This window comes from Tsukamurella sp. M9C, assembly GCF_020169415.1.
Classification (GTDB): Bacteria; Actinomycetota; Actinomycetes; order Mycobacteriales; family Mycobacteriaceae; genus Tsukamurella.
In genome coordinates this window covers 34,451-53,430 of the sequence record NZ_JAIULG010000012.1, presented here as the reverse complement: position 1 = coordinate 53,430, position 18,980 = coordinate 34,451, and the positions used below count along the sequence as shown (strand labels likewise).

The 18,980-nt window shown below is 71.0% G+C and carries 17 protein-coding genes; 9 read left to right on the top strand and 8 right to left on the bottom strand.

Going from position 1 to position 18,980, the window contains the following annotated elements; genetic code table 11:
• Window positions 1-4: 4 nt before the first annotated feature.
• The gene (gene hemW / locus LB823_RS08615) at window positions 5-1,177 is read right to left on the bottom strand and encodes a radical SAM family heme chaperone HemW (RefSeq protein WP_224646483.1); all 1,173 of its coding nucleotides are present in this window, start codon (window positions 1,175-1,177) and stop codon (window positions 5-7) included.
• 258 nt (window positions 1,178-1,435) lie between these two features.
• On the opposite strand from hemW, the gene LB823_RS08610 reads away from it, so the two are divergent.
• The 6 genes from LB823_RS08610 (at window position 1,436) to LB823_RS08585 (ending at window position 7,318) form a co-directional block, all read left to right on the top strand.
• A complete protein-coding gene (locus LB823_RS08610) occupies window positions 1,436-3,160 on the top strand; it encodes a nitrite/sulfite reductase (RefSeq protein ID WP_224646482.1) in 1,725 nt (574 codons plus the stop codon).
• On the top strand, window positions 3,157-3,879 hold the full coding sequence (locus LB823_RS08605; protein ID WP_224646481.1) for a phosphoadenylyl-sulfate reductase: 723 nt from the start codon (window positions 3,157-3,159) through the stop codon (window positions 3,877-3,879). Before LB823_RS08610 ends, LB823_RS08605 begins: the two co-directional genes overlap by 4 nt.
• Window positions 3,876-4,817: a sulfate adenylyltransferase subunit CysD gene (gene cysD, locus LB823_RS08600; protein WP_224646480.1), complete on the top strand. Its 942-nt coding sequence runs from the start codon at window positions 3,876-3,878 to the stop codon at window positions 4,815-4,817. The genes LB823_RS08605 and cysD overlap by 4 nt, the downstream gene beginning before the upstream one ends.
• 11 nt (window positions 4,818-4,828) lie before the next feature.
• Window positions 4,829-6,106 (top strand): sulfate adenylyltransferase subunit 1, encoded by a 1,278-nt coding sequence (locus LB823_RS08595; RefSeq protein WP_224646548.1) that lies wholly within the window; start codon window positions 4,829-4,831, stop codon window positions 6,104-6,106.
• A 125-nt stretch (window positions 6,107-6,231) separates the two neighbouring features.
• Window positions 6,232-6,864 carry a DJ-1/PfpI family protein gene (locus LB823_RS08590; RefSeq protein WP_224646478.1) on the top strand — a complete coding sequence of 211 codons (633 nt, stop codon included), beginning with the start codon at window positions 6,232-6,234 and terminating at the stop codon, window positions 6,862-6,864.
• Window positions 6,845-7,318 (top strand): MarR family winged helix-turn-helix transcriptional regulator, encoded by a 474-nt coding sequence (locus tag LB823_RS08585; protein ID WP_224646476.1) that lies wholly within the window; start codon window positions 6,845-6,847, stop codon window positions 7,316-7,318. The genes LB823_RS08590 and LB823_RS08585 overlap by 20 nt, the downstream gene beginning before the upstream one ends.
• A gap of 11 nt (window positions 7,319-7,329) precedes the next feature.
• Here LB823_RS08585 and LB823_RS08580 read toward each other — a convergent pair whose 3' ends face one another.
• The 7 genes from LB823_RS08580 to LB823_RS08550 all read right to left on the bottom strand — a co-directional run bounded on the left by LB823_RS08580 (window position 7,330) and on the right by LB823_RS08550 (window position 13,606).
• Window positions 7,330-8,574 (bottom strand): GNAT family N-acetyltransferase, encoded by a 1,245-nt coding sequence (locus tag LB823_RS08580; protein ID WP_224646474.1) that lies wholly within the window; start codon window positions 8,572-8,574, stop codon window positions 7,330-7,332.
• Window positions 8,575-8,613: 39 nt separating this feature from the next.
• Window positions 8,614-9,489 (bottom strand): DUF1707 domain-containing protein, encoded by an 876-nt coding sequence (locus LB823_RS08575; protein WP_224646472.1) that lies wholly within the window; start codon window positions 9,487-9,489, stop codon window positions 8,614-8,616.
• Between the two features lie 36 nt (window positions 9,490-9,525).
• Window positions 9,526-10,524, bottom strand: coding sequence for a sulfate/molybdate ABC transporter ATP-binding protein (locus tag LB823_RS08570; RefSeq protein ID WP_224646471.1), 999 nt, complete (start codon window positions 10,522-10,524; stop codon window positions 9,526-9,528).
• Window positions 10,514-11,332, bottom strand: coding sequence for a sulfate ABC transporter permease subunit CysW (gene cysW, locus LB823_RS08565; RefSeq protein ID WP_224646470.1), 819 nt, complete (start codon window positions 11,330-11,332; stop codon window positions 10,514-10,516). The genes LB823_RS08570 and cysW overlap by 11 nt, the downstream gene beginning before the upstream one ends.
• Window positions 11,329-12,120, bottom strand: coding sequence for a sulfate ABC transporter permease subunit CysT (cysT, locus tag LB823_RS08560; protein WP_224646469.1), 792 nt, complete (start codon window positions 12,118-12,120; stop codon window positions 11,329-11,331). The genes cysW and cysT overlap by 4 nt, the downstream gene beginning before the upstream one ends.
• Entirely contained in the window at window positions 12,120-13,214 is a 1,095-nt protein-coding gene (locus LB823_RS08555; protein WP_374201298.1) for a sulfate ABC transporter substrate-binding protein, read from the bottom strand. Before LB823_RS08555 ends, cysT begins: the two co-directional genes overlap by 1 nt.
• A 155-nt stretch (window positions 13,215-13,369) precedes the next feature.
• Window positions 13,370-13,606, bottom strand: a complete 237-nt coding sequence (locus tag LB823_RS08550; RefSeq protein WP_224646468.1) for a hypothetical protein — start codon at window positions 13,604-13,606, stop codon at window positions 13,370-13,372.
• Between the two features lie 49 nt (window positions 13,607-13,655).
• Between LB823_RS08550 and LB823_RS08545 the strand changes: the two genes are divergently transcribed.
• The 3 genes from LB823_RS08545 to LB823_RS08535 all read left to right on the top strand — a co-directional run bounded on the left by LB823_RS08545 (window position 13,656) and on the right by LB823_RS08535 (window position 18,979).
• Window positions 13,656-15,659, top strand: a complete 2,004-nt coding sequence (locus LB823_RS08545) for a glycoside hydrolase family 15 protein (protein WP_374201297.1) — start codon at window positions 13,656-13,658, stop codon at window positions 15,657-15,659.
• A 17-nt stretch (window positions 15,660-15,676) separates the two neighbouring features.
• Window positions 15,677-18,733 (top strand): glycoside hydrolase family 38 C-terminal domain-containing protein, encoded by a 3,057-nt coding sequence (locus LB823_RS08540; protein WP_224646466.1) that lies wholly within the window; start codon window positions 15,677-15,679, stop codon window positions 18,731-18,733.
• Window positions 18,734-18,826: 93 nt separating this feature from the next.
• On the top strand, window positions 18,827-18,979 hold the full coding sequence (locus tag LB823_RS08535) for a hypothetical protein (protein WP_224646465.1): 153 nt from the start codon (window positions 18,827-18,829) through the stop codon (window positions 18,977-18,979).
• The last annotated feature ends 1 nt before the right edge of the window (window position 18,980 follow it).

The window sequence follows — 18,980 nt, the reverse complement described above, 5'->3', positions numbered from 1 at the left end:
CCGCTCAGTCGAGGATCCGGCGCACGACCCCGTCGGCCAGCAGGCGGCCGGCGTCGGTCAACACGTACGCGTCGGCCTCGCGGCGGAGGTTCCCGACGACGACCTCCGCGTCGGCCCGGGCGGCCTCGTCGGGCCGCAGCACGGCGAGGGGGATCCCGGACCGCATGCGCACGCGCAGCATCACGTCCTCGACGTGCCGGTCCTCGTCGGTGAGCACCTCGTGGCCCGCGATCGGCAGCGCCCCGCCCGCGACGGCCTCGGCGTAGCGGGCCGGGTGCTTGACGTTCCAGACCCGCGTCCCGGCGACGTGCCCGTGCGCGCCGGGCCCGGCGCCCCACCAGTCGGCGCCCTCCCAGTACAGCTCGTTGTGCCGGCACCGCCCCGCGTCCGAGCGGGCCCAGTTCGACACCTCGTACCAGTCGAAGCCGGCGTCCCGCAGGGCGCCGTCGAGCATCTCGTAGCGGTGGGCGAGCACGTCCCCGTCGGTGTCGGGCAGCTCGCCGCGCCGGATCCGCCGGGCCAGCGCCGTGCCGTCCTCGACGATGAGCGCGTACGCGGAGACGTGGTCGACGCCCGCGTCGAGCACCGCGTCGAGCGAGGCCCGCAGGTCGTCGTCGGACTCCCCCGGCGTGCCGTAGATGAGGTCGAGGTTCACGTGGTCGAAGCCCGCGGCGCGGGCCTCCTTCGCCGCGGCCACGGCCCGCCCGGGCGTGTGCGTGCGGTCCAGCACGCGCAGCACGTGCGCGGCCGCCGACTGCATGCCGAGCGAGACCCGGGTGAAGCCCGCCTCCCGCAGCCGCGCGAAGAACTCCGGCGAGGTGGACTCGGGGTTCGACTCGGTGGTCACCTCCGCGTCCTCGGCGAAGGTGAAGTGCCGGCGGGCCGTGTCGAGCAGGGCCGCGAGGCCGTCGCCGCCCAGGAGCGACGGGGTGCCGCCGCCCACGAAGACCGTCGACACTTCTGCGTCGCCGAGCGCGCGGCGCGCCAGCGCCAGCTCCCCGTCGATCGCCTCCGCCCAGGCCTGCGGCGAGGTCGACGCGCCCAGTTCGCCGGCGGTGTACGTGTTGAAGTCGCAGTAACCGCAGCGCGTCGCGCAGAACGGAACGTGCAGGTACAGCCCGAACGGTGTCGCGGCACCGTCGAGCCGGCTGAGCTCAGGGGTCGAGGGCGCGGGCACGGGTCCAGTCTGGCAGGTGCGCCGACCACGGGATTTCGTGCACCGGTGAGCGGAACCCGATTCCTCTTTTCCGCCCAGCCGGTGGCACAATGATCTCGATGGATGGACAGGGAGAGCTGCTGGCGTCGCGCCGGCACATCGATTACCTGCGGGTCTGCAGCAGCGGCTGTCGGGCCTGATTGGCGACGCCTCTGCCCGCGTCGATTCCCGGAAGCGCCACCAGCCCGGCGCACCATCCCATGAATCCCAGGAGTCTCCATGACGTCGATCGCCGACGCCCCTGTCCCCTCCGCCGCTGACGCCGCCCCCACGCGGCCGGCGCGCACGCGCCCGGTCAAGCGCAAGTCGGAGGGCCAGTGGAAGCTGGGGTACCGCACGCCGCTGAACCCCAACGAGCAGACCAAGCGCGATGACAACCCGCTCAACGTGCGCGCCCGGATCGAGAACATCTACTCGAAGCAGGGCTTCGACTCGATCGACAAGGCCGACCTCCGCGGCCGCATGCGCTGGTGGGGCCTGTACACGCAGCGCGAGCAGGGCTACGACGGCACGTTCACCGGCGACGAGAACATCGACCTGCTGGAGGCGCCGTACTTCATGATGCGGGTGCGCTGCGACGGCGGGAAGCTCGACGCGGCGCAGATGCGCACGCTCGGCGAGCTCTCCACCGAATTCGGCCGCGACACCGCCGACCTCTCGGACCGCGAGAACGTCCAGTTCCACTGGATCGAGATCGAGAGCGTCCCGGAGATCTGGAAGCGCCTCGAGGCCGTCGGCCTCAAGACCACCGAGGCCTGCGGCGACTGCCCCCGCGTGGTGCTCGGCTCCCCGCTGGCCGGCGAGTCCTTCGGCGAGATCCTGGACCCGTCGCCCGCGATCGACGAGATCGTGCGCCGCTACATCGGCGACCCGAAGTACTCGAACCTGCCGCGCAAGTTCAAGACCGCCATCTCGGGCCAGCAGGACGTGGTCCACGAGATCAACGACGTGGCCTTCGTCGGCGTCGAGCACCCCGAACACGGCCCCGGCCTCGACCTCTGGGTCGGCGGCGGCCTCTCGACGAACCCGATGCTCGCGCAGCGCGTGGGCGCGTGGATCCCGCTCGACGAGGTGCCCGACGTGTGGGAGGGCGTGGTCTCGATCTTCCGCGACTACGGCTACCGCCGCCTCCGCAGCAAGGCCCGGCTGAAGTTCCTCGTCAAGGACTGGGGCATCGAGAAGTTCCGCCAGGTCCTCGAGGACGAGTACCTCGGCCGCAAGCTGATCGACGGTCCCGCGCCGGAGCAGCCGGAGCGCCCCATCGACCACATCGGTGTGCAGAAGCTGCGCAACGGCCTCAACGCCGTCGGCTTCTCCCCCATCGCGGGCCGCGTCTCGGGCACGGTCCTGAGCGGCGTCGCCGACGCGATGGAGCGGGTGGGCTCGGACCGCGCCTCGTTCACGCCGTACCAGAAGCTCATCGTGCTCGACGTGCCCGATGATCAGGTCGACTCCCTGATCGACGAACTGGCTCCGCTGGGCCTGCAGGGCCGCCCGTCGATCTGGCGGCGCAACCTCATCGCCTGCAGCGGCATCGAGTTCTGCAAGCTCTCCTTCGTGGAGACCCGCAAGCGCTCGCAGGTCCTGGTGCCCGACCTGGAGCAGCGGCTCGCCGACATCAACGCCCAGCTGGACGTGCCGATCACGGTGAACATCAACGGCTGCCCCAACTCCTGCGGCCGCTCCCAGATCGCCGACATCGGCTTCAAGGGCCAGCTCGTGGACGACCACGAGGGGAATCAAGTCGAGGGCTTCCAGGTTCACCTTGGTGGAAGCCTCGGGCTCGACAGCGGGTTCGGCCGCAAGCTGCGCCAGCACAAGGTGCTGTCGACGGACCTCGGGGACTACATCGAGCGAGTGGTGCGGAACTTCGTGTCGCAGCGCGAGGCCGACGAGCGCTTCGCGCAGTGGACGCTCCGCGCCGCGGAGGAGGACCTGCGATGACCGCACCGTCGAACCCCCTGACCGGACGCGACGCGGACGAGCTCCGCGCCCTCGCGGAACGCGCGTCGAAGGAGCTGGAGGGCGCGGATGCGCTCACCCTGCTGCGGTGGACGCTCGACACCTTCGGCGAGGACTTCATCGTCGCGTCGAACATGCAGGACGGGGTGCTGGTGCACCTCGCCAAGCAGGTGCAGGACCGGCCGAAGGTGCTGTTCCTCGACACCGGCTACCACTTCCCCGAGACCATCGGCATGCGCGATGCGGTCGAGGCGATCTACGAGGTGGACCTGCTCAACGTGACGCCCGAACGGAGCGTCGGCGAGCAGGACGCCGCGCTCGGCAAGGACCTGTTCGCGAGCGACCCGGCGCTGTGCTGCAACCTGCGCAAGGTGGTGCCGCTGCGCGAATCGCTCAAGGGATTCCGCGCCTGGGTCACCGGCATCCGCCGGGTGGAGTCGCCCACCCGCGCGAACGCCCCGTTCATCTCCTTCGACGAGGGCTTCGGCCTGCTGAAGGTGAACCCCATCGTCGACTGGTCCGACGAGCAGATGCAGCAGTTCATCGAGGAGAACGGCATCCTGGTGAACCCGCTGGTCGACGAGGGCTACCCGTCGATCGGCTGCCAGCCCTGCACGAACAAGCCCGCCCCGGGTTCCGATCCTCGAAGCGGCCGCTGGGCCGGTTCGACCAAGACAGAATGCGGACTGCACGCCTCATGACCATCACAGAGCCCACGGAGCCGATCGTGTCCACTGGCGACCCCACGGAATTCAGCACGCTCGACGCACTGGAGTCCGAGGCCATCCACATCTTCCGCGAGGTCGCGGGCGAGTTCGAGCGACCCGTCATCCTGTTCTCGGGCGGCAAGGACTCGACGGTGCTGCTGCACCTCGCGGTCAAGGCCTTCTGGCCGGCGCCGCTGCCCTTCGCGCTGCTGCACGTGGACACCGGCCACAACCTGCCGGAGGTGCTGGACTTCCGCGACCGGATGGTCGAGAAGTACAACCTGCGCCTGCACGTGGCGAAGGTCGAGGATTACCTCGCCGACGGCCGGCTCGAGGAGCGCGCCGACGGCATCCGCAACCCGCTGCAGACGGTGCCGCTGCTCGATGCCATCTCGGAGAACCGGTTCGACGCCGTCTTCGGCGGCGGCCGGCGCGACGAGGAGCGGGCCCGCGCCAAGGAGCGGATCTTCTCGCTGCGCAACGCCTTCGGCCAGTGGGATCCGAAGCGGCAGCGTCCGGAGTTGTGGAACCTGTACAACGGCCGGCACGCGCCCGGCGAGCACGTGCGGGTGTTCCCGATCAGCAACTTCACCGAGCTCGACATCTGGCGCTACATCGCCCGCGAGGACATCGAGCTGGCATCGATCTACTACGCGCACGAGCGCGAGGTCTATTCGCGCGACGGGATGCTGATGACCTCCGGCGTGTGGGGCGGCCCCCGCGAGGGCGAGGACGTGCAGACCCTGTCGGTGCGGTACCGCACCGTGGGCGACGGCTCCACCACCGGCGCGATCGAGTCGACCGCGTCGAACAACGAGCAGATCATGGCCGAGGTCGCCGCGTCGCGCCTCACCGAGCGCGGCGCCACCCGTGGCGACGACCGCGTCTCCGAGGCCGCCATGGAGGACCGCAAGAAGGAGGGGTACTTCTGATGAGCGCACCCGTGAACACCGCTCCCGCGCTCCTGCGCCTGGCCACCGCCGGCTCCGTCGACGACGGCAAGTCCACCCTCGTCGGGCGGCTGCTCTACGACACGAAGTCCGTGCTCGCCGACCAGATCGACGCCGTGACCCGCGCATCGGTCGACAAGGGCCTCGACACCCCGGACCTGTCGCTCCTGGTGGACGGCCTGCGCGCCGAGCGCGAGCAGGGCATCACGATCGACGTGGCCTACCGCTACTTCGCCACGCCCAACCGGTCCTTCATCCTCGCCGACACCCCCGGCCACGTGCAGTACACCCGCAACACGGTGTCCGGCGCGTCGACCGCACAGGTCGTGATCCTGCTGACCGACGCGCGCAAGGGCGTCATCGAGCAGACCCGCCGGCACGCTGCGGTGCTGTCGCTGCTGGGCGTTCCGCGGCTCGTGCTCGCGGTCAACAAGATCGACCTGGTGGAGGACCCCGCGTCGGTGTTCCAGGAGATCTCCGCCGAATTCCGCGCGCTCACCGGCTCGCTGGGCTGGGCCGAGGAGTCCGTCCACGCCATCCCGGTCTCGGCGTTGCACGGCGACAACGTCGCCTCGCGGTCGGACCAGACGCCGTACTACGACGGCCCGTCGCTCATCGAGCACCTCGAGTCGATCCCCACGGACCCGGACACGAAGCCGATCGGCTTCCGCTTCCCCGTGCAGTACGTGATCCGGCCCCGCACGCCCGAGTACCCCGACTACCGCGGGTACGCCGGGCAGGTGGCCGCCGGCACCGTCGACGTGGGCGACGAGGTGCTCGTCCTGCCCGCCGGCACCCGCAGCCGGGTTGAGCGGATCGACACCCCGGACGGCGAGCTCGCCTCCGCGCACACCGGCCGCTCCGTGACAGTGATCCTCGCCGACGACGTGGACGTCAGCCGCGGCGACGTGATCGTCTCCGCCGCGGATGCCCCCGAGGCGCGACAGCAGTTCGAGGCGACGGTGTGCTGGTTGGCCGAGAAGCCGCTGCGCATCGGTGCGCGGCTGCTGCTCAAGCACGGCACCAAGACCACGCAGGCCATCATCGGCGGGCTGGACGCGGTCTTCGACGAGCAGAATCTCACTGTCGGCGAGGGCAGCACGCTGGAGCTGAACCAGATCGGCCGCATCACCGTCCAGACCGCGGAGCCGATCGTCGCGGACGACTACGACAAGAACCGGGAGATGGGCTCGTTCCTGCTCATCGACCCCGCGGGCGGCAACACGCTCGCCGCGGGCCTGGTCGGGGACGCCCTGGCCCACCTGGTCTGAGCAGTTCGACGGTCCGCCGGCCGCGCCCCGTTCTCGGGGCGCGGCCGGCGCCGTTTCTGCGCCACCCCTGGATCTATTGACAGTGTGCTGTCATACTGACAGCACACTGTCATTAGGAGCATTCGATGTCCCCTCGCACCATCGCCCTGTACGCCACCGACACCATGGCCGACTGGGAGTACGCCTACCTCACCACCCAGATCGCGCAGGCCGAGCAGGCCCGGCCGGGTCGCTTCACCCTCACGCTGGTCGGCGATGGACTCGACGAGGTGACCTCGCTCGGCGGAATGCCGGTGCGTCCCACGCGCGACGTCGCCGATCTCGTCGACGACGGTGCGCTCGCGGCGCTGATCCTCCCCGGTGGGGAGCGCTACGACGAGGGGCACGAGCGAGTGCTCGAGACCGCGGAGGGCCTGCTCGCGCGGGGCGTTCCGGTGGCCGCCATCTGCGGCGCCACCTTCCTCCTCGCCCGCGCCGGCCTGCTCGACGACCGCCGCCACACCTCCAACGACCCCGGCTACCTCCAGCTCACCGGCTACACGGGCGGCGCGCTCTACACCGACGCGCCCGTGGTCACCGACCGCGGGATCACCACGGCGAGCGGCATTCACGCGGTGCCGTTCACCGCCGAGGTCATGCGGGTCACCGGCCTGTACCCCGACGACGTGGCGGACGCCTGGGAGCAGCTGTTCCGCACCGGCGAGACCCGCCATTTCCACCGGCTGATGGAGGCGACGAGTGCCTGGCAGAACGCCTGAGGGTGACGCCCTCACCGCACTGGTCCTCCCCGCGTTCGAGCTGAACGGGGAGTTCCTCGCCGCCGCGGCGGCGATCACCGGCCCCCACGCCCTCACCCCCGCGCAGTGGCAGGTCCTGGGGGCGACGCTCGACGAGGCGCGGCCCGTGTCCGAGATCGCGCGACGGATCGGCCTCGGACTCACCCGGCAGAGCGTGCAGCGCGTGGCGAACGACGTAGTGGACCGCGGCTGGGCGGAGTGGGCGGACAACCCGCACCACCGTCGCGCGAAGCTGCTCGCCCCTACCGATGCCGGCCGCGCCGCCGTGGCCGCCATGGCCGCCGAGCAGCATGCCTGGGCCGATCACGTGGGCGCCGCCGTCGGGACGGAGGACCTGGAGACGCTGCGCGCGCTCATCGCCCGCGTCGTCGCCGCGTCCCGCGACCACCGCGCGGCGACCGCCCCGTCCGACTGACGCCGCCTGCGTCAGAACATCTCGACGGCCCACGCCCGGCGCGGGCTGAACAGCATCAGGTCGGCGCGGGCAGCCGCCCCGTCGGACAGCTCGCGGATCGCCCCGGTCGCGACGCGCCGCGACACCGGCTCGTCGGAGAGCCACAGCCGGCCGAGGTCGGCGATGTCGACGGCCAGGTCCGCGGGCTCGTCGGTGGGCGAGCAGGTGCCCGCTCCCCCGTCAGTGGAGATCAGGAAACGCCCGTGCGCGGGGCCGGGGCCGGCACCGTCGAACCCCGGATCGGTGACGTCGAGCACGAGCCGGCCCGGCGCGGCGTAGGTGCGCGCCGAGAACAGGGCGGGTACGTCGAAGGGCCGGATCCACAGGAAGTCGGTGCGGTTGGACAGCTGCACGGTGCGAGGGTCGGCGGGGACGGTGCTCACGACGTCGTCCAGGGGCCGCTGCGACGCCTCGACCCACAGCACCCAGTCGATGCTCATCGCGAAGGACCAGAGGTCGCGCTCGGCGGACGCGTCGACGGCGAGCAGCTCGGTGACCTTGAGCGTGGAGTCGGGCCGGCTGTCGGTCCACTTGGGCGCGACCGTGTAGGCCAGCACGCCCGCGACGTCGCCGCCGCGACGCAGCACCACGCGCAGGGTCTCGTCGGGCCCGCCGCCCGGCAGCACCCCGGCCGTGCGGCGCAGGTTGATGTCGAGCTTCGAGACCTGCCCGGGATAGTCGAGCAGCTCGCGGACGCGGATCGACGCGGCGAGGTAGTCCTCGCTCCGGGCGTACCGCACCTCGCCGACGGGCGGCTCGGGCAGGCGGCCGCGGTCCACGGCGACCCGGACGTCGACGGTCTCGGTGCTCTGCCCGAAGCCGTAGCGGCCGTAGATCGCCTGCTCGGCGGCGATCAGGGTGGCCGCGGGCGCGCCGCCGGCGAGGGCTGCGGAGAGGCACTCGCGCATGTGCGTGCCGAGGATGCCGCGGCGACGGTGCGTGGGCAGCACCGTCACCGCCGAGATCGCGCGCACGGGCACCCGCGCGCCGCCGACGGCGGTCAGCTCCTGGTCGAAGGAGAGGAAGGTCCCGACGGTGCGCCCGCCGTCGACCGCGACGCGGTGGTCGAGCGAATCCAGCTGCGCGGACACCGCTTCGAGCCACTGCTCGGCGTCGGGCATCTTGCTCTGGAAGCCGATGGTCGCGCACTCCTGGAAGCCGAGGAGTTGCTCACGGGTGGTGACGCGCTGGAAGTCGATACCGCTCGAATCGGTCATACCGCCAACATTACCGACGCACACAACCGGGTTTCCGGCTCAGCAGCCCCACCCGCAGCGATGGACGCCGAGGATCGCTCCATCCAGGCCCGCGACGAGGTGCGAGTCGATACCGATGTCATTGACGCCGATCCAGACCTGGCCGCCGTCGTCGCCGCCGACCGTCACGCGGAAGGGCACGTTCGGCGACAGATTCGCGGCGCCCGTGAGCCCGAGCCGTTCGGGCGAGGACGCGATCAGCTCCGCGAGGCGCCTCGTGTCGAGCCGCGCGACGTCGACGCGGAGCGCCGCGTCCGACGACACCGCCTGGCCGCCGTAGACCTCGCGGTCGTGGAACGCCCCTCCGAGGGAGTACGTGTACCACGCCGCACCGGTGGGCGACACCGCCTCCGGGACCCTGACCACCGCCTTGTCCCGGTAGAAGTGCACGCCCTCGATCACCGTGGTGCCGAACTTCTCCCGGGTCGCGCGCACCACCTCATCGAGGCCGGCGGCGGAGAACATCGGCCCGCCCACGAGGCGGTCCGCCACCTGCGCCGCGGCACCGGGGCGGTCGTCGGCGGCCGCGGGCCGGTCGGGGACGGACTCGGCCGAGAACCACGCGATCGCCACCGCGAGAATCGTGACCACGACCGCGATCGCGACCACGACGACCGCCACCCGCGCGCGCCGTTCCCCCCGACGGTGCGCGCTCGGGGCCACCGGAACCTGGAGGTCGCGCAGCACGAGGTCGAGCTCCCGAATGGTCGTCGCGGCGCGAGCAGCGGCGAGGCGGTCGAGGTGTTCGTCCACCGTCAGCTGCCCGTCGGTGAAGGCCTCGTCGACGCGGGCCATGACCCACACCCGGTCGACGTCCCGCGCCCGCAGGTCCGCAGCTCCCCGCAGGTCCCGCGGTTGCTCATCCCGCGCCGCCATGTTCACGACCGTACATCGACGGCGAGGCGCCGATCGCTACTTCGGCGCGGCGATCTCCGGCACGTGGGTGGCGCGTACGTACACGACGTCGCCCTCCGCGAGGTCCAGCGCGGTGGCGTCACCGCGGGTGATCTGCGCCTGGAAGCGCTCCCCCGTCGCGGCGTTCTTCAACTCGACGCGCACCTCGAAGCCGAGGTAGACCACGCGCTCGACCTCGGCGCGCAGCACGCCCGCCTCCTCCGCGGTCAGCCCGCCGGCGCGGGCCAACTCGGGCGTGCGGCCGACGCGGATGTCGTGCGGGCGTACGAGCACGCCGTTGAGCTTCGCGACGGAGCCGAGGAAGGACATGACGAACTCGGTCTCGGGCCGGTCGTAGACGTCCGACGGGGTGCCGACCTGCTCGATGCGACCCTTGTTGAGGACCGCGATCCGGTCGGCGATGTCGAGCGCCTCCTGTTGGTCGTGGGTCACGATCACGGTGGTCACGTGCACCTCGTCGTGCAGCCGGCGCAGCCAGGACCGCAGCTCGTCGCGCACCTTCGCGTCCAGCGCGCCGAAGGGCTCGTCGAGCAGCAGCACCTGCGGGTCCACCGCCAGCGCGCGGGCGAGCGCCATGCGCTGGCGCTGGCCGCCCGACAGCTGCGCGGGGTAGCGGGTCTGGAAGCCACTGAGCCCGACGACCTCGAGCAGGTCGTCGACCTTGGCCTTCACCTCGGCCGCCGGGCGCTTGCGGATCTTGAGCCCGAACGCGACGTTCTCCCGCACCGTCATGTGCTTGAACGCGGCGTAGTGCTGGAAGACGAAGCCGATGTCGCGCTGCTGCGGGGTCGCGTGCGTGACGTCGACGCCGTTGATCTCGACGAGGCCCGAGTCGAGCCGGTCGAGGCCGGCGATCGAGCGCAGCAGCGTCGACTTGCCGGATCCGGAGGGCCCGAGCAGCGCGGTCAGCGAGCCGTCCGGGATCTCCAGGGAGACGTCATCGAGGGCCGCGAAGTCGCCGTAGCGCTTGTTGGCTCCCACCACGTTAATCGTCATCGCGGTTCCTCCTGCGGGTCGCTTCGAGCAGGGACATCGCCACCAGCGCGACGAGCGCCAGCAGCATGAGCAGCGTCGCGGCGGCGTACGCCCCGAAGGTGTTGTAGTCGTCGTGGTTGCGCGAGCTCACCAGCAGGGTGAGCGTCTGCGAGATGCCGGGGAAGTTCGACGAGACCATGAGCACGGCGCCGTACTCGCCCAGCGCTCGGGCGATCGTGAGCACCACGCCGTAGGTCAGGCCCCAGCGGATCGCCGGCAGCGTGATCCGCCAGAAGGTCTGCCAGGCGCTCGCGCCCAGGGTCGCGGCGGCCTGCTCCTGGTCCTGCCCGATCTCGTGCAGCACCGGCTCCACCTCGCGCACCACGAAGGGCAGCGTCACGAAGGTCGTCGCCAGCACCATGCCGGGCAGCCCGAAGATGATCCGGAAGCCGAGGGATTCGATGCCGCCGAACCAGCCTCCCACGCCCCACAACATGATGAGCGCGACGCCCACCACCACCGGCGAGACCGCGAAGGGCAGGTCTACCGCGGCCTGCAGCGCGGCCTTGCCGCGGAACTTCCCACGGGCCAGGGCCAGCGCGACGAGCACGCCGAAGATCACGTTGAGCGGCACCACGATCGCGACGATGAGCAGCGAGAGCTGCAGCGCCGAGATCGCGGCCGGGGTGGTGATCCAGGCCCAGAACTCACCGAAGCCGCGCTCGAACGAGCGGTACAGGATCACGCCGATGGGCAGCACCAGCAGCACCAGCAGGTACAGCAGCGCGACCGACCGGAGGCTCAGCACCGTCTTCCTGGAGAGATTCACTCCTGCTCCTCCCTCTTCGCGGTCCTCGATCCGACGAACCGCATCACCGCCAGCAGCACGAAGGCGATGGCGAGCAGCGCGACCGAGATGGCGGACGCGGCCACCTGGTTGTCGACCTCGAGCTGCTGCTGGATGTACTGCGAGGCCACCTGCGTCTGGCCGGGGATGTTGCCGCCGACCAGCACGACCGAGCCGAACTCGCCGATCGCGCGGGTGAAGGCGAGGCCGGCGCCGGAGAGGATCGCGGGCAGCAGTGTGGGGATGACGATCTTCGCCGCGATCACCCGGTTGGGCGCGCCGAGGGAGGCCGCAGCCTCCTCGACCTCGCGGTCGAGCTCGATGAGCACGGGCTGCACCTGCCGCACCACGAAGGGCAGCGTCACGAAGGCCAGCGCGATGACGATCGCCGGCTGGGTCGCGTTCAGCGTCAGCCCGACGGGGCTGTCCGGCCCGTACAGCGAGAGCAGCACGATCGACGCGACGATCGTCGGCAGGGCGAAGGGCAGGTCGATGAGGGCGTTGACGACGCCCTTGCCGGGGAAGTCGTCGCGCACGAGCACCCAGGCGATGACGGTGCCCATCACCACGTTGATCAGCGTGACCAGCAGCGAGACCCACACGGTGATGACCAGGGTGGAGACCGCGTTCTTCGCGGTCAGCGCCACCCAGAACCCGGACCAGCCGTGGTCGAAGGCCTTGGTCGTGATGGCCGCGATCGGCAGCAGCACGATCAGCGAGATCCACAGCCAGGCCACGCCGATGCGCAGCGGGTTGATCAGGCTCCGCATCACTTGCCGCCGTTCTTGTAGGCCGCGGCGATGGCGCCCTTGTCGCCGAACAGCGCCGCGTCGACGGCGGCCCAGCCGGTGAGGTCCTTGCCGTTGTTCTTCGCGGCCGTCCCCTTACCAAGCACCGCGCCGAGCTCGTCGATCGTCCAGAGTCGCTGCGGCTGCGCGGGGAACAGGTGCGCGGTCTCGGCGGCGATCGCGGGGTCGCCGGCCCGGAAGCCCGACCGCGGGATGGCGCGCTGCGCCTCGGGCGAGAACAGGAAGCCGACGAAGCGGTTCGCCGCGTCGAGGGACTGCGCAGTGTTCACGACGGCGACGGGCAGGTCGATGCGGAAGGACTGCGGCGGGATGAAGTACTCGGGCTTGGGCTTGCCGTCCTTCTCACTCTGCCGCTGCAGGAGCACGGCCTCGCTCTCGTAGCTGAGCAGCACGTCGCCCTGCCCGGACTCGAAGGCGGAGGTGGCGTCGCGGCCGGAGCCGGGACTCACGGTCGTGTGATCGCGGATGAGCTCCTTGACGAAGGCCAGCCCCTTCGCCGGCTCCTGACCGCCGTTGGAGAGCGCGGCGTAGGGCGCGAGCAGGTTCCACTTGGCCGAGCCCGAGCTCGCCGGGTTCGGGGTGACCACCTCGACGCCGGGCTTGAGCAGGTCGGCCCAGTCGTGGATGCCCTTCGGGTTGCCGGGCCGGACCACGACGGCGACGAGGGACGTGAAGGGCACGGAGCGCCGCGGGTAGGCCTTCTCCCAGTCCTTGTCGATGAGCCCGGCCTTGACGATGCGGGTCACGTCCGGCGCGACGGACATGTTCACCACGTCGGCGGGCACGTGCCGCGCGACCTTGCGGGACTGATCGCCGGAGGCGCCGTAGGACTGCGAGAAGCCCACGTCGGGGTTGGTCTCGCGGAACAGCGGGATGGCCACGTCGAAGGCGGGCTTGGGCGCCGCGAAGGCGACGAGGTTCACCCGCTTGTCGCCACTGGAGATGTCGACGCCGTGCGGGTCGTCGGTGGAGCCGCCGCCGCACGCCGTGAGCACCACGGTCAGGGCGATCGCGACGATGCTCACAGCACGGCCGCGGAGGCTGGGTCGGATCACGTCTCGCCGTTCTCCTCGGGACAAGGTCAGGCGAGAATCCTACGGAGAGCCGTCAGCGCAGCAGGGCCCACGCGACGACGAGGAGCACCAGCAGCGCGATCAACGCGAGGGTCACCTTCGACTTGGGCACGAGCGCCCGCCATCCGCCGCCTGTCTCAGACACTCTCGTCATTCCCTTCTCCGGCACGCTGACCTGCGATGTCCGCGCGACCTGACCGCTCGAGGCGGGCGTCGAGCGCGTCGGCGACGCGATCGATGAGGGCGCTGAGGACGCGCACCACCAGCATTGCGATCACTGCGAGTACAACCATCACGAGGCTGACCTGCAGTACGTAGGGCAGTCCGGTGAGCCACAGCTCCACCGAGTCCCACCACTGCGCGATCGCATGCACCCGACCAGCCTAGCGACCGCCGTGCGCGAACCCGCCACCGTGCCTCATCATGGTGTGCATGGCAGCGAAGAACGACGGCCCCACCACCGACGCACCCGGCCCCGATGTGCTCGGTCTCGATGCGCTCGTGACCGACGCCCCGTCGATCGGCGATGCGGTCTTCCCGCCCATCCACGACTACGCCTTCCTCTCGGACTGCGAGAACACCTGCCTGATCGCGCGCGACGGCAGCGTCGAATGGATGTGCATCCCCCGCCCCGACTCCCCCAGCGTCTTCGGCGCGATCCTCGACCGCGGCGCCGGCTCCTTCCGGCTCGGGCCGTACGGCGTGAAGGTCCCCGTCGACCGGCGCTACCTGCCCGGCAGCCTCATGTTGGAGACCACGTGGCAGACCTCCACCGGCTGGCTGATCGTGCGCGACGCCCTCGTGATGGGTCCCTGGCACGACACGAGCACCCGGTCCCGGACGCACCGTCGGACCCCGACGGACTGGGACGCCGAGCACATCCTGCTCCGCACGGCCCGGTGCGTGTCCGGCACCGTCGAGCTGCAGCTCAACTGCGAGCCGGCCTTCGACTACCACCGGGCCGGCGCCGAGTGGACCTACTCGGCGGACGGCTACGGCGAGGCCGTCGCGCGGGCCCGCACGGACTTCGGGAAGAACCCGGAGCTCAAGCTCACGACGAACATGCGGCTGGGGCTGGAGGGCCGGGAGGCCCGGGCGCACACCCGCCTCAAGGAGGGCGATGAGGTCTTCGTCGCCCTGTCCTGGAGCAAGCATCCCGTGCCGCAGACCTACCCCGAGGCGACGCAGAAGATGTGGGCGACCGCGGAGTCCTGGCGGCAGTGGATCAACCGCGGCCAGTTCCCCGACCACCCGTGGCGCACCTACCTGCAGCGTTCGGCGCTCACCCTGAAGGGCCTGACGTACTCCCCCACTGGCGCGCTGCTGGCTGCGTCGACCACCTCGCTCCCGGAGACGCCGGGCGGCGTCCGCAACTGGGACTACCGCTACGCCTGGGTGCGCGACTCCACGTTCGCGCTCTGGGGCCTGTACACGCTGGGCCTCGACCGCGAGGCCGAGGACTTCTTCTCCTTCATCGCCGATGTCTCCGGTGCCAACAACGGCGAGCGTCACCCGCTGCAGGTCATGTACGGGGTCGGCGGGGAGCGCACTCTCCTCGAGGAGGAGCTCGGGCACCTCTCGGGGTACGACGGTGCGCGGCCCGTCCGGATCGGCAACGGGGCGTTCGACCAACGCCAGCACGACATCTGGGGCACGATGCTGGACTCGGTGTACCTGAACACCAAGTCCTCCGAGCGGATCCCCGAGACGCTGTGGCCGGTGCTCAAGGAGCAGGTCGAGGAGGCGCTCAAGCACTGGCGCGAGCCCGACCGCGGCATCTGGGAGGTGCGCGGCGAGCCGCAGCACTTCACCAGTTCCAAGGTCATGTGCTGGGTCGCGCTGGACCGCGGGGCCAAGCTCGCGGCGATGCACGGCGAGGACGACTACGCCCGCGAGTGGGCGGAGAAGGCCGAGGTCATCAAGGCCGACATCCTCGAGCACGGCGTGGATTCGCGCGGCGTGTTCACCCAGCGCTACGGCGCCCCCGCGCTCGACGCCTCCCTGCTGCTGGTGCCGCTGCTGCGGTTCCTCCCGTCCGACGACCCGCGGGTGAAGGCGACGGTGCTCGCCATCGCCGACGAGCTCACCGAGGACGGGCTCGTGCTGCGCTACCGCGTCGAGGAGACCGACGACGGCCTGCACGGCGAGGAGGGCACGTTCACGATCTGCTCGTTCTGGCTGGTCTCGGCGCTGGTGGAGATCGGCGAGGTCACCCGCGCCCGGGCGCTGTGCGAACGGCTTCTCGCGTACTCGTCGCCGCTGAAGCTGTACGCGGAGGAGATCGACCCGAAGTCGGGCAAGCACCTCGGGAACTTCCCCCAGGCCTTCACTCACCTGGCGCTGATCAACGCGGTGGTGCACGTGATCCGGGCCGAGGAGTCGGGGCACGACGCGTCCGCGTTCCTCCCCGCACATCACACGCCCTGAGGCCGTAACGTGCAGTCATGCACGACGACCGGCGGCTGACCGAAGAGCGGCTCGACAGGTTCACGCGGGAGTTCCTGAACGGGGCGGTGTATTCGCACTCGGCCCCGGTCACGGTGACCGCGTGGCCGGCGCCGGGCGAGCCGGTGCCCTTCGCGGAGGCGGTGGCCCAGGAGTACACGGCGATCACGCCCGGCACCCCGTGGGGCGCCCCCTGGTCCACGCTGTGGCTGCACGTGACCGGAGCGCCGCCGTCGGAGTGGTCGGACGTCGACGGCGCGCTCGAGCTCCGCGTCGAGCTCGGCTTCACCGGCGGCCCCGGCTTCAACGCCGAGGGCCTCGTGTACCGCGCGGACGGCACCGTCGTGAAGGGGATCTCGCCCTTCAACGCCTACGTCCCGCTGGAGCCCGGCGAGCCCGTGGACCTGTACATCGAGGCGGCCGCCAATCCCGACCTGGGCGGCGACTTCGTCTCCCCCACCCACCTGGGCGACCGGGAGACCGCCGGCGACGGTCCGCTGTACCGGCTCGGCACGATCGACCTCGCGCTGCGGGACCTGACGGTGTGGGATCTGCAGCAGGACGTCTGGACGCTGAACGGGCTCATGCACGAGCTGCCCTTCGACCTGCCCCGGCGGCACGAGGTGCTGCGCGCCCTGGAACGGATGCTGGACGTGGTGGACCCGCACGACGTCGCGGGCACCGCGGCGGCGGGCAGGGCGGCGCTGGCGCCCGCGCTCGCCTCGCCGGCGTACGGGTCGGCGCACCGGATCACGGCGGTCGGTCACGCGCACATCGATTCCGCGTGGCTGTGGCCGGTCCGCGAGACGGCCCGCAAGTGCGCGCGAACCTTCGCGAACGTCGTGGACCTCATGGACCGCGATCCCTCGTTCCGCTTCGCCTGCTCCTCCGCGCAGCAGTTCGCGTGGGTGCGCGATCGCTACCCCGAGCTCTTCGGTCGGATCAAGGACAAGGTGGCGGCCGGGCAGTTCATCCCGGTGGGCGGCATGTGGGTCGAGGCCGACACCAACATGCCCGGCGGCGAGGCGATGGCCCGGCAGTTCGTCGCGGGCAAGCGGTTCTTCCTGCACGAGTTCGGGATCGACACTCCCGAGGCGTGGCTGCCCGACTCCTTCGGCTACTCCGCGGCGATGCCGCAGATCGTCGCCGCCGCGGGCTCGCAGTACTTCCTCACGCAGAAGCTCTCGTGGAACCAGACGAACCGGATGCCGCACTCGACGTTCCTGTGGGAGGGCATCGACGGCACCGCGCTGTTCACACACTTCCCGCCCGTCGACAAGTACAACTCGGACCTGTCCGGCGCGGATCTCGCTCGGGCGCAGAAGAACTACCGCGAGCAGGGCACGGGCACCCGCTCGCTCGTCCCGTTCGGCTGGGGCGACGGTGGCGGCGGCCCCACCCGGGAGATGCTCGCCGCGGCCGCCCGCACGGCGTCGCTGGAGGGATCCCCCGCGGTCGAGATCTCCTCGCCCGCGGAGTTCTTCGACGCCGCCGCCGCGGAGCTGCCGCACCCGCCGCGCTGGGTGGGCGAGCTGTACCTCGAGTTCCACCGCGGCACCTACACGTCGCAGGCCAACACGAAGCAGGGCAATCGGCGCAGCGAACACCTCCTGCGCGAGGCCGAGCTGTGGGCGGCGACCGCCGCCGTCCGCACCGGATTCGCGTACCCGCTGGAGGAGTTCGAGGAGATCTGGCACCTGGTGCTGCTCCAGCAGTTCCACGACATCCTGCCCGGCAGCTCCATCGCCTGGGTGCACCAGGACGCGGAACGGAACTACGCCGCGGTGGCGCGGCGGCTCGAACGGATCATCGCGGCGGCCCTGGAGGCGCTGGCGGGCAGCGACTCCCGGACGCAGCGGGTCGCGGATGCCGGCGAGCGCCGACTGGTGTTCAACGCCGCACCGCACGCCCGCGACGGGGTACCCGCCTTGGGCGCGGCGGTGGTCGACGCGCCCGAGTCCGTCCCACCGGCACCCGAGGGATCGGGCTTCCGGCTGGACAACGGCGTGGTCTCCGCCCTGATCGACGCCCGCGGCCTGCTCGTCTCGTTGGTCGACGCCGCGACCGGCCGGGAGGCGATGGCGGCGCCCGGTAACCTGCTCCAACTGCACCGCGACATCCCGAACCACTGGGAGGCGTGGGACATCGACTCGTTCTACCGCCGCGACGTGACGGACCTCGTCGACGCGGAGGCGGTGACGGCCGAGCGCGACGCCGTCGTGGTGCGCCGCGCCTTCGGGGACTCGACGATCACGCAGCGGATCTCCCTGCGAGCAGATTCCCCGGCCCTAGACATCGAGAACGACATCGACTGGCACGAGCGGCAGAAGCTGCTCAAACTGGCCTTCCCGTTCGACGTCCACGCCGAGCGCAGCGCCGCGGAGACCCAGTTCGGCCACGTCTTCCGGCCCACGCACGCCAACACGTCGTGGGACGCCGCGAAGTTCGAGATCTGCGCGCACCGCTGGGTGCACGTGGGCGAGCCCGATTACGGCGTCGCCGTCGCGAACGACTCCACCTACGGTCACGACATCACGCGGCGTCCCATCGATTCCGACGGCGCGACGCCCGGCACCGCAACCCAGGCCGCCTCCGGCACCGCAACCGCGGCCGCATCCGGCACCGTCGTGCGGCTCTCGCTGCTCCGCGCGCCCCGCTACCCCGATCCCGAGACCGACCAGGGCCGGCACCGCCTCGCGGTCTCGGTGCGGCCGGGCGCGACGATCGGCGACGCCGTCGAGGAGGGCTACCGCCGGAACCTCGCGCCGCGCAGCGTCCCCGGCGCGGCGGCCGTCTCCCCGCTGGTCGCTGTCGACCACCCGGGCGTGATCGTCGAGGCGGTCAAGCTCGCGGAGGACGACAGCGGCGACGTGGTCGTGCGCCTCTACGAGTCCCGCGGCACTCGCGCGTCCGCGACCGTGCGCGCCGACTTCCCCCACGAGTCTGCCGTCCGCACCGACCTGCTGGAACGCCCTGCCGACGCTCCCGAGCCCGCCGGTGACGTCCGCCTCACTCTGAGTCCCTTTCAGCTGGTCACGCTGCGTTTCCGCCGCTGACGTGCTGAGCGTCACCTCGTTCGACCGGAGTCCCGGTGATAGTTTGATGGATCATCACTATCAATCGAGACTCTTCGAACCTAGGAGGTCGAGATGCTCAGCGTGCTGGCATTGATCACTTTCATCGTCTTCCTCGTCTGGCTGACGAGCGACCACGACGGCCTGGACTTCCGCGCGCGGGACGTCCGTCGCGCCGTCGCCGACCGGGACAGCCACACCGACCCGCGCGGTGTGATCGTCTCCTGAC

What these genes read in the sequence shown, in the direction of transcription:
- LB823_RS08610 (WP_224646482.1), top strand. Translation starts at nt 1,436, where the DNA reads ATGACGTCGATCGCCGACGCCCCTGTCCCCTCCGCCGCTGACGCCGCC.
- cysT (WP_224646469.1), bottom strand. Translation starts at nt 12,120, where the DNA reads ATGCGGAGCCTGATCAACCCGCTGCGCATCGGCGTGGCCTGGCTGTGG.
- cysD (WP_224646480.1), top strand. Translation starts at nt 3,876, where the DNA reads ATGACCATCACAGAGCCCACGGAGCCGATCGTGTCCACTGGCGACCCC.
- LB823_RS08590 (WP_224646478.1), top strand. Translation starts at nt 6,232, where the DNA reads ATGTCCCCTCGCACCATCGCCCTGTACGCCACCGACACCATGGCCGAC.
- LB823_RS08570 (WP_224646471.1), bottom strand. Translation starts at nt 10,524, where the DNA reads ATGACGATTAACGTGGTGGGAGCCAACAAGCGCTACGGCGACTTCGCG.
- LB823_RS08535 (WP_224646465.1), top strand. Translation starts at nt 18,827, where the DNA reads ATGCTCAGCGTGCTGGCATTGATCACTTTCATCGTCTTCCTCGTCTGG.
- LB823_RS08605 (WP_224646481.1), top strand. Translation starts at nt 3,157, where the DNA reads ATGACCGCACCGTCGAACCCCCTGACCGGACGCGACGCGGACGAGCTC.
- LB823_RS08575 (WP_224646472.1), bottom strand. Translation starts at nt 9,489, where the DNA reads ATGGCGGCGCGGGATGAGCAACCGCGGGACCTGCGGGGAGCTGCGGAC.
- LB823_RS08540 (WP_224646466.1), top strand. Translation starts at nt 15,677, where the DNA reads ATGCACGACGACCGGCGGCTGACCGAAGAGCGGCTCGACAGGTTCACG.
- LB823_RS08545 (WP_374201297.1), top strand. Translation starts at nt 13,656, where the DNA reads ATGGTGTGCATGGCAGCGAAGAACGACGGCCCCACCACCGACGCACCC.
- LB823_RS08580 (WP_224646474.1), bottom strand. Translation starts at nt 8,574, where the DNA reads ATGACCGATTCGAGCGGTATCGACTTCCAGCGCGTCACCACCCGTGAG.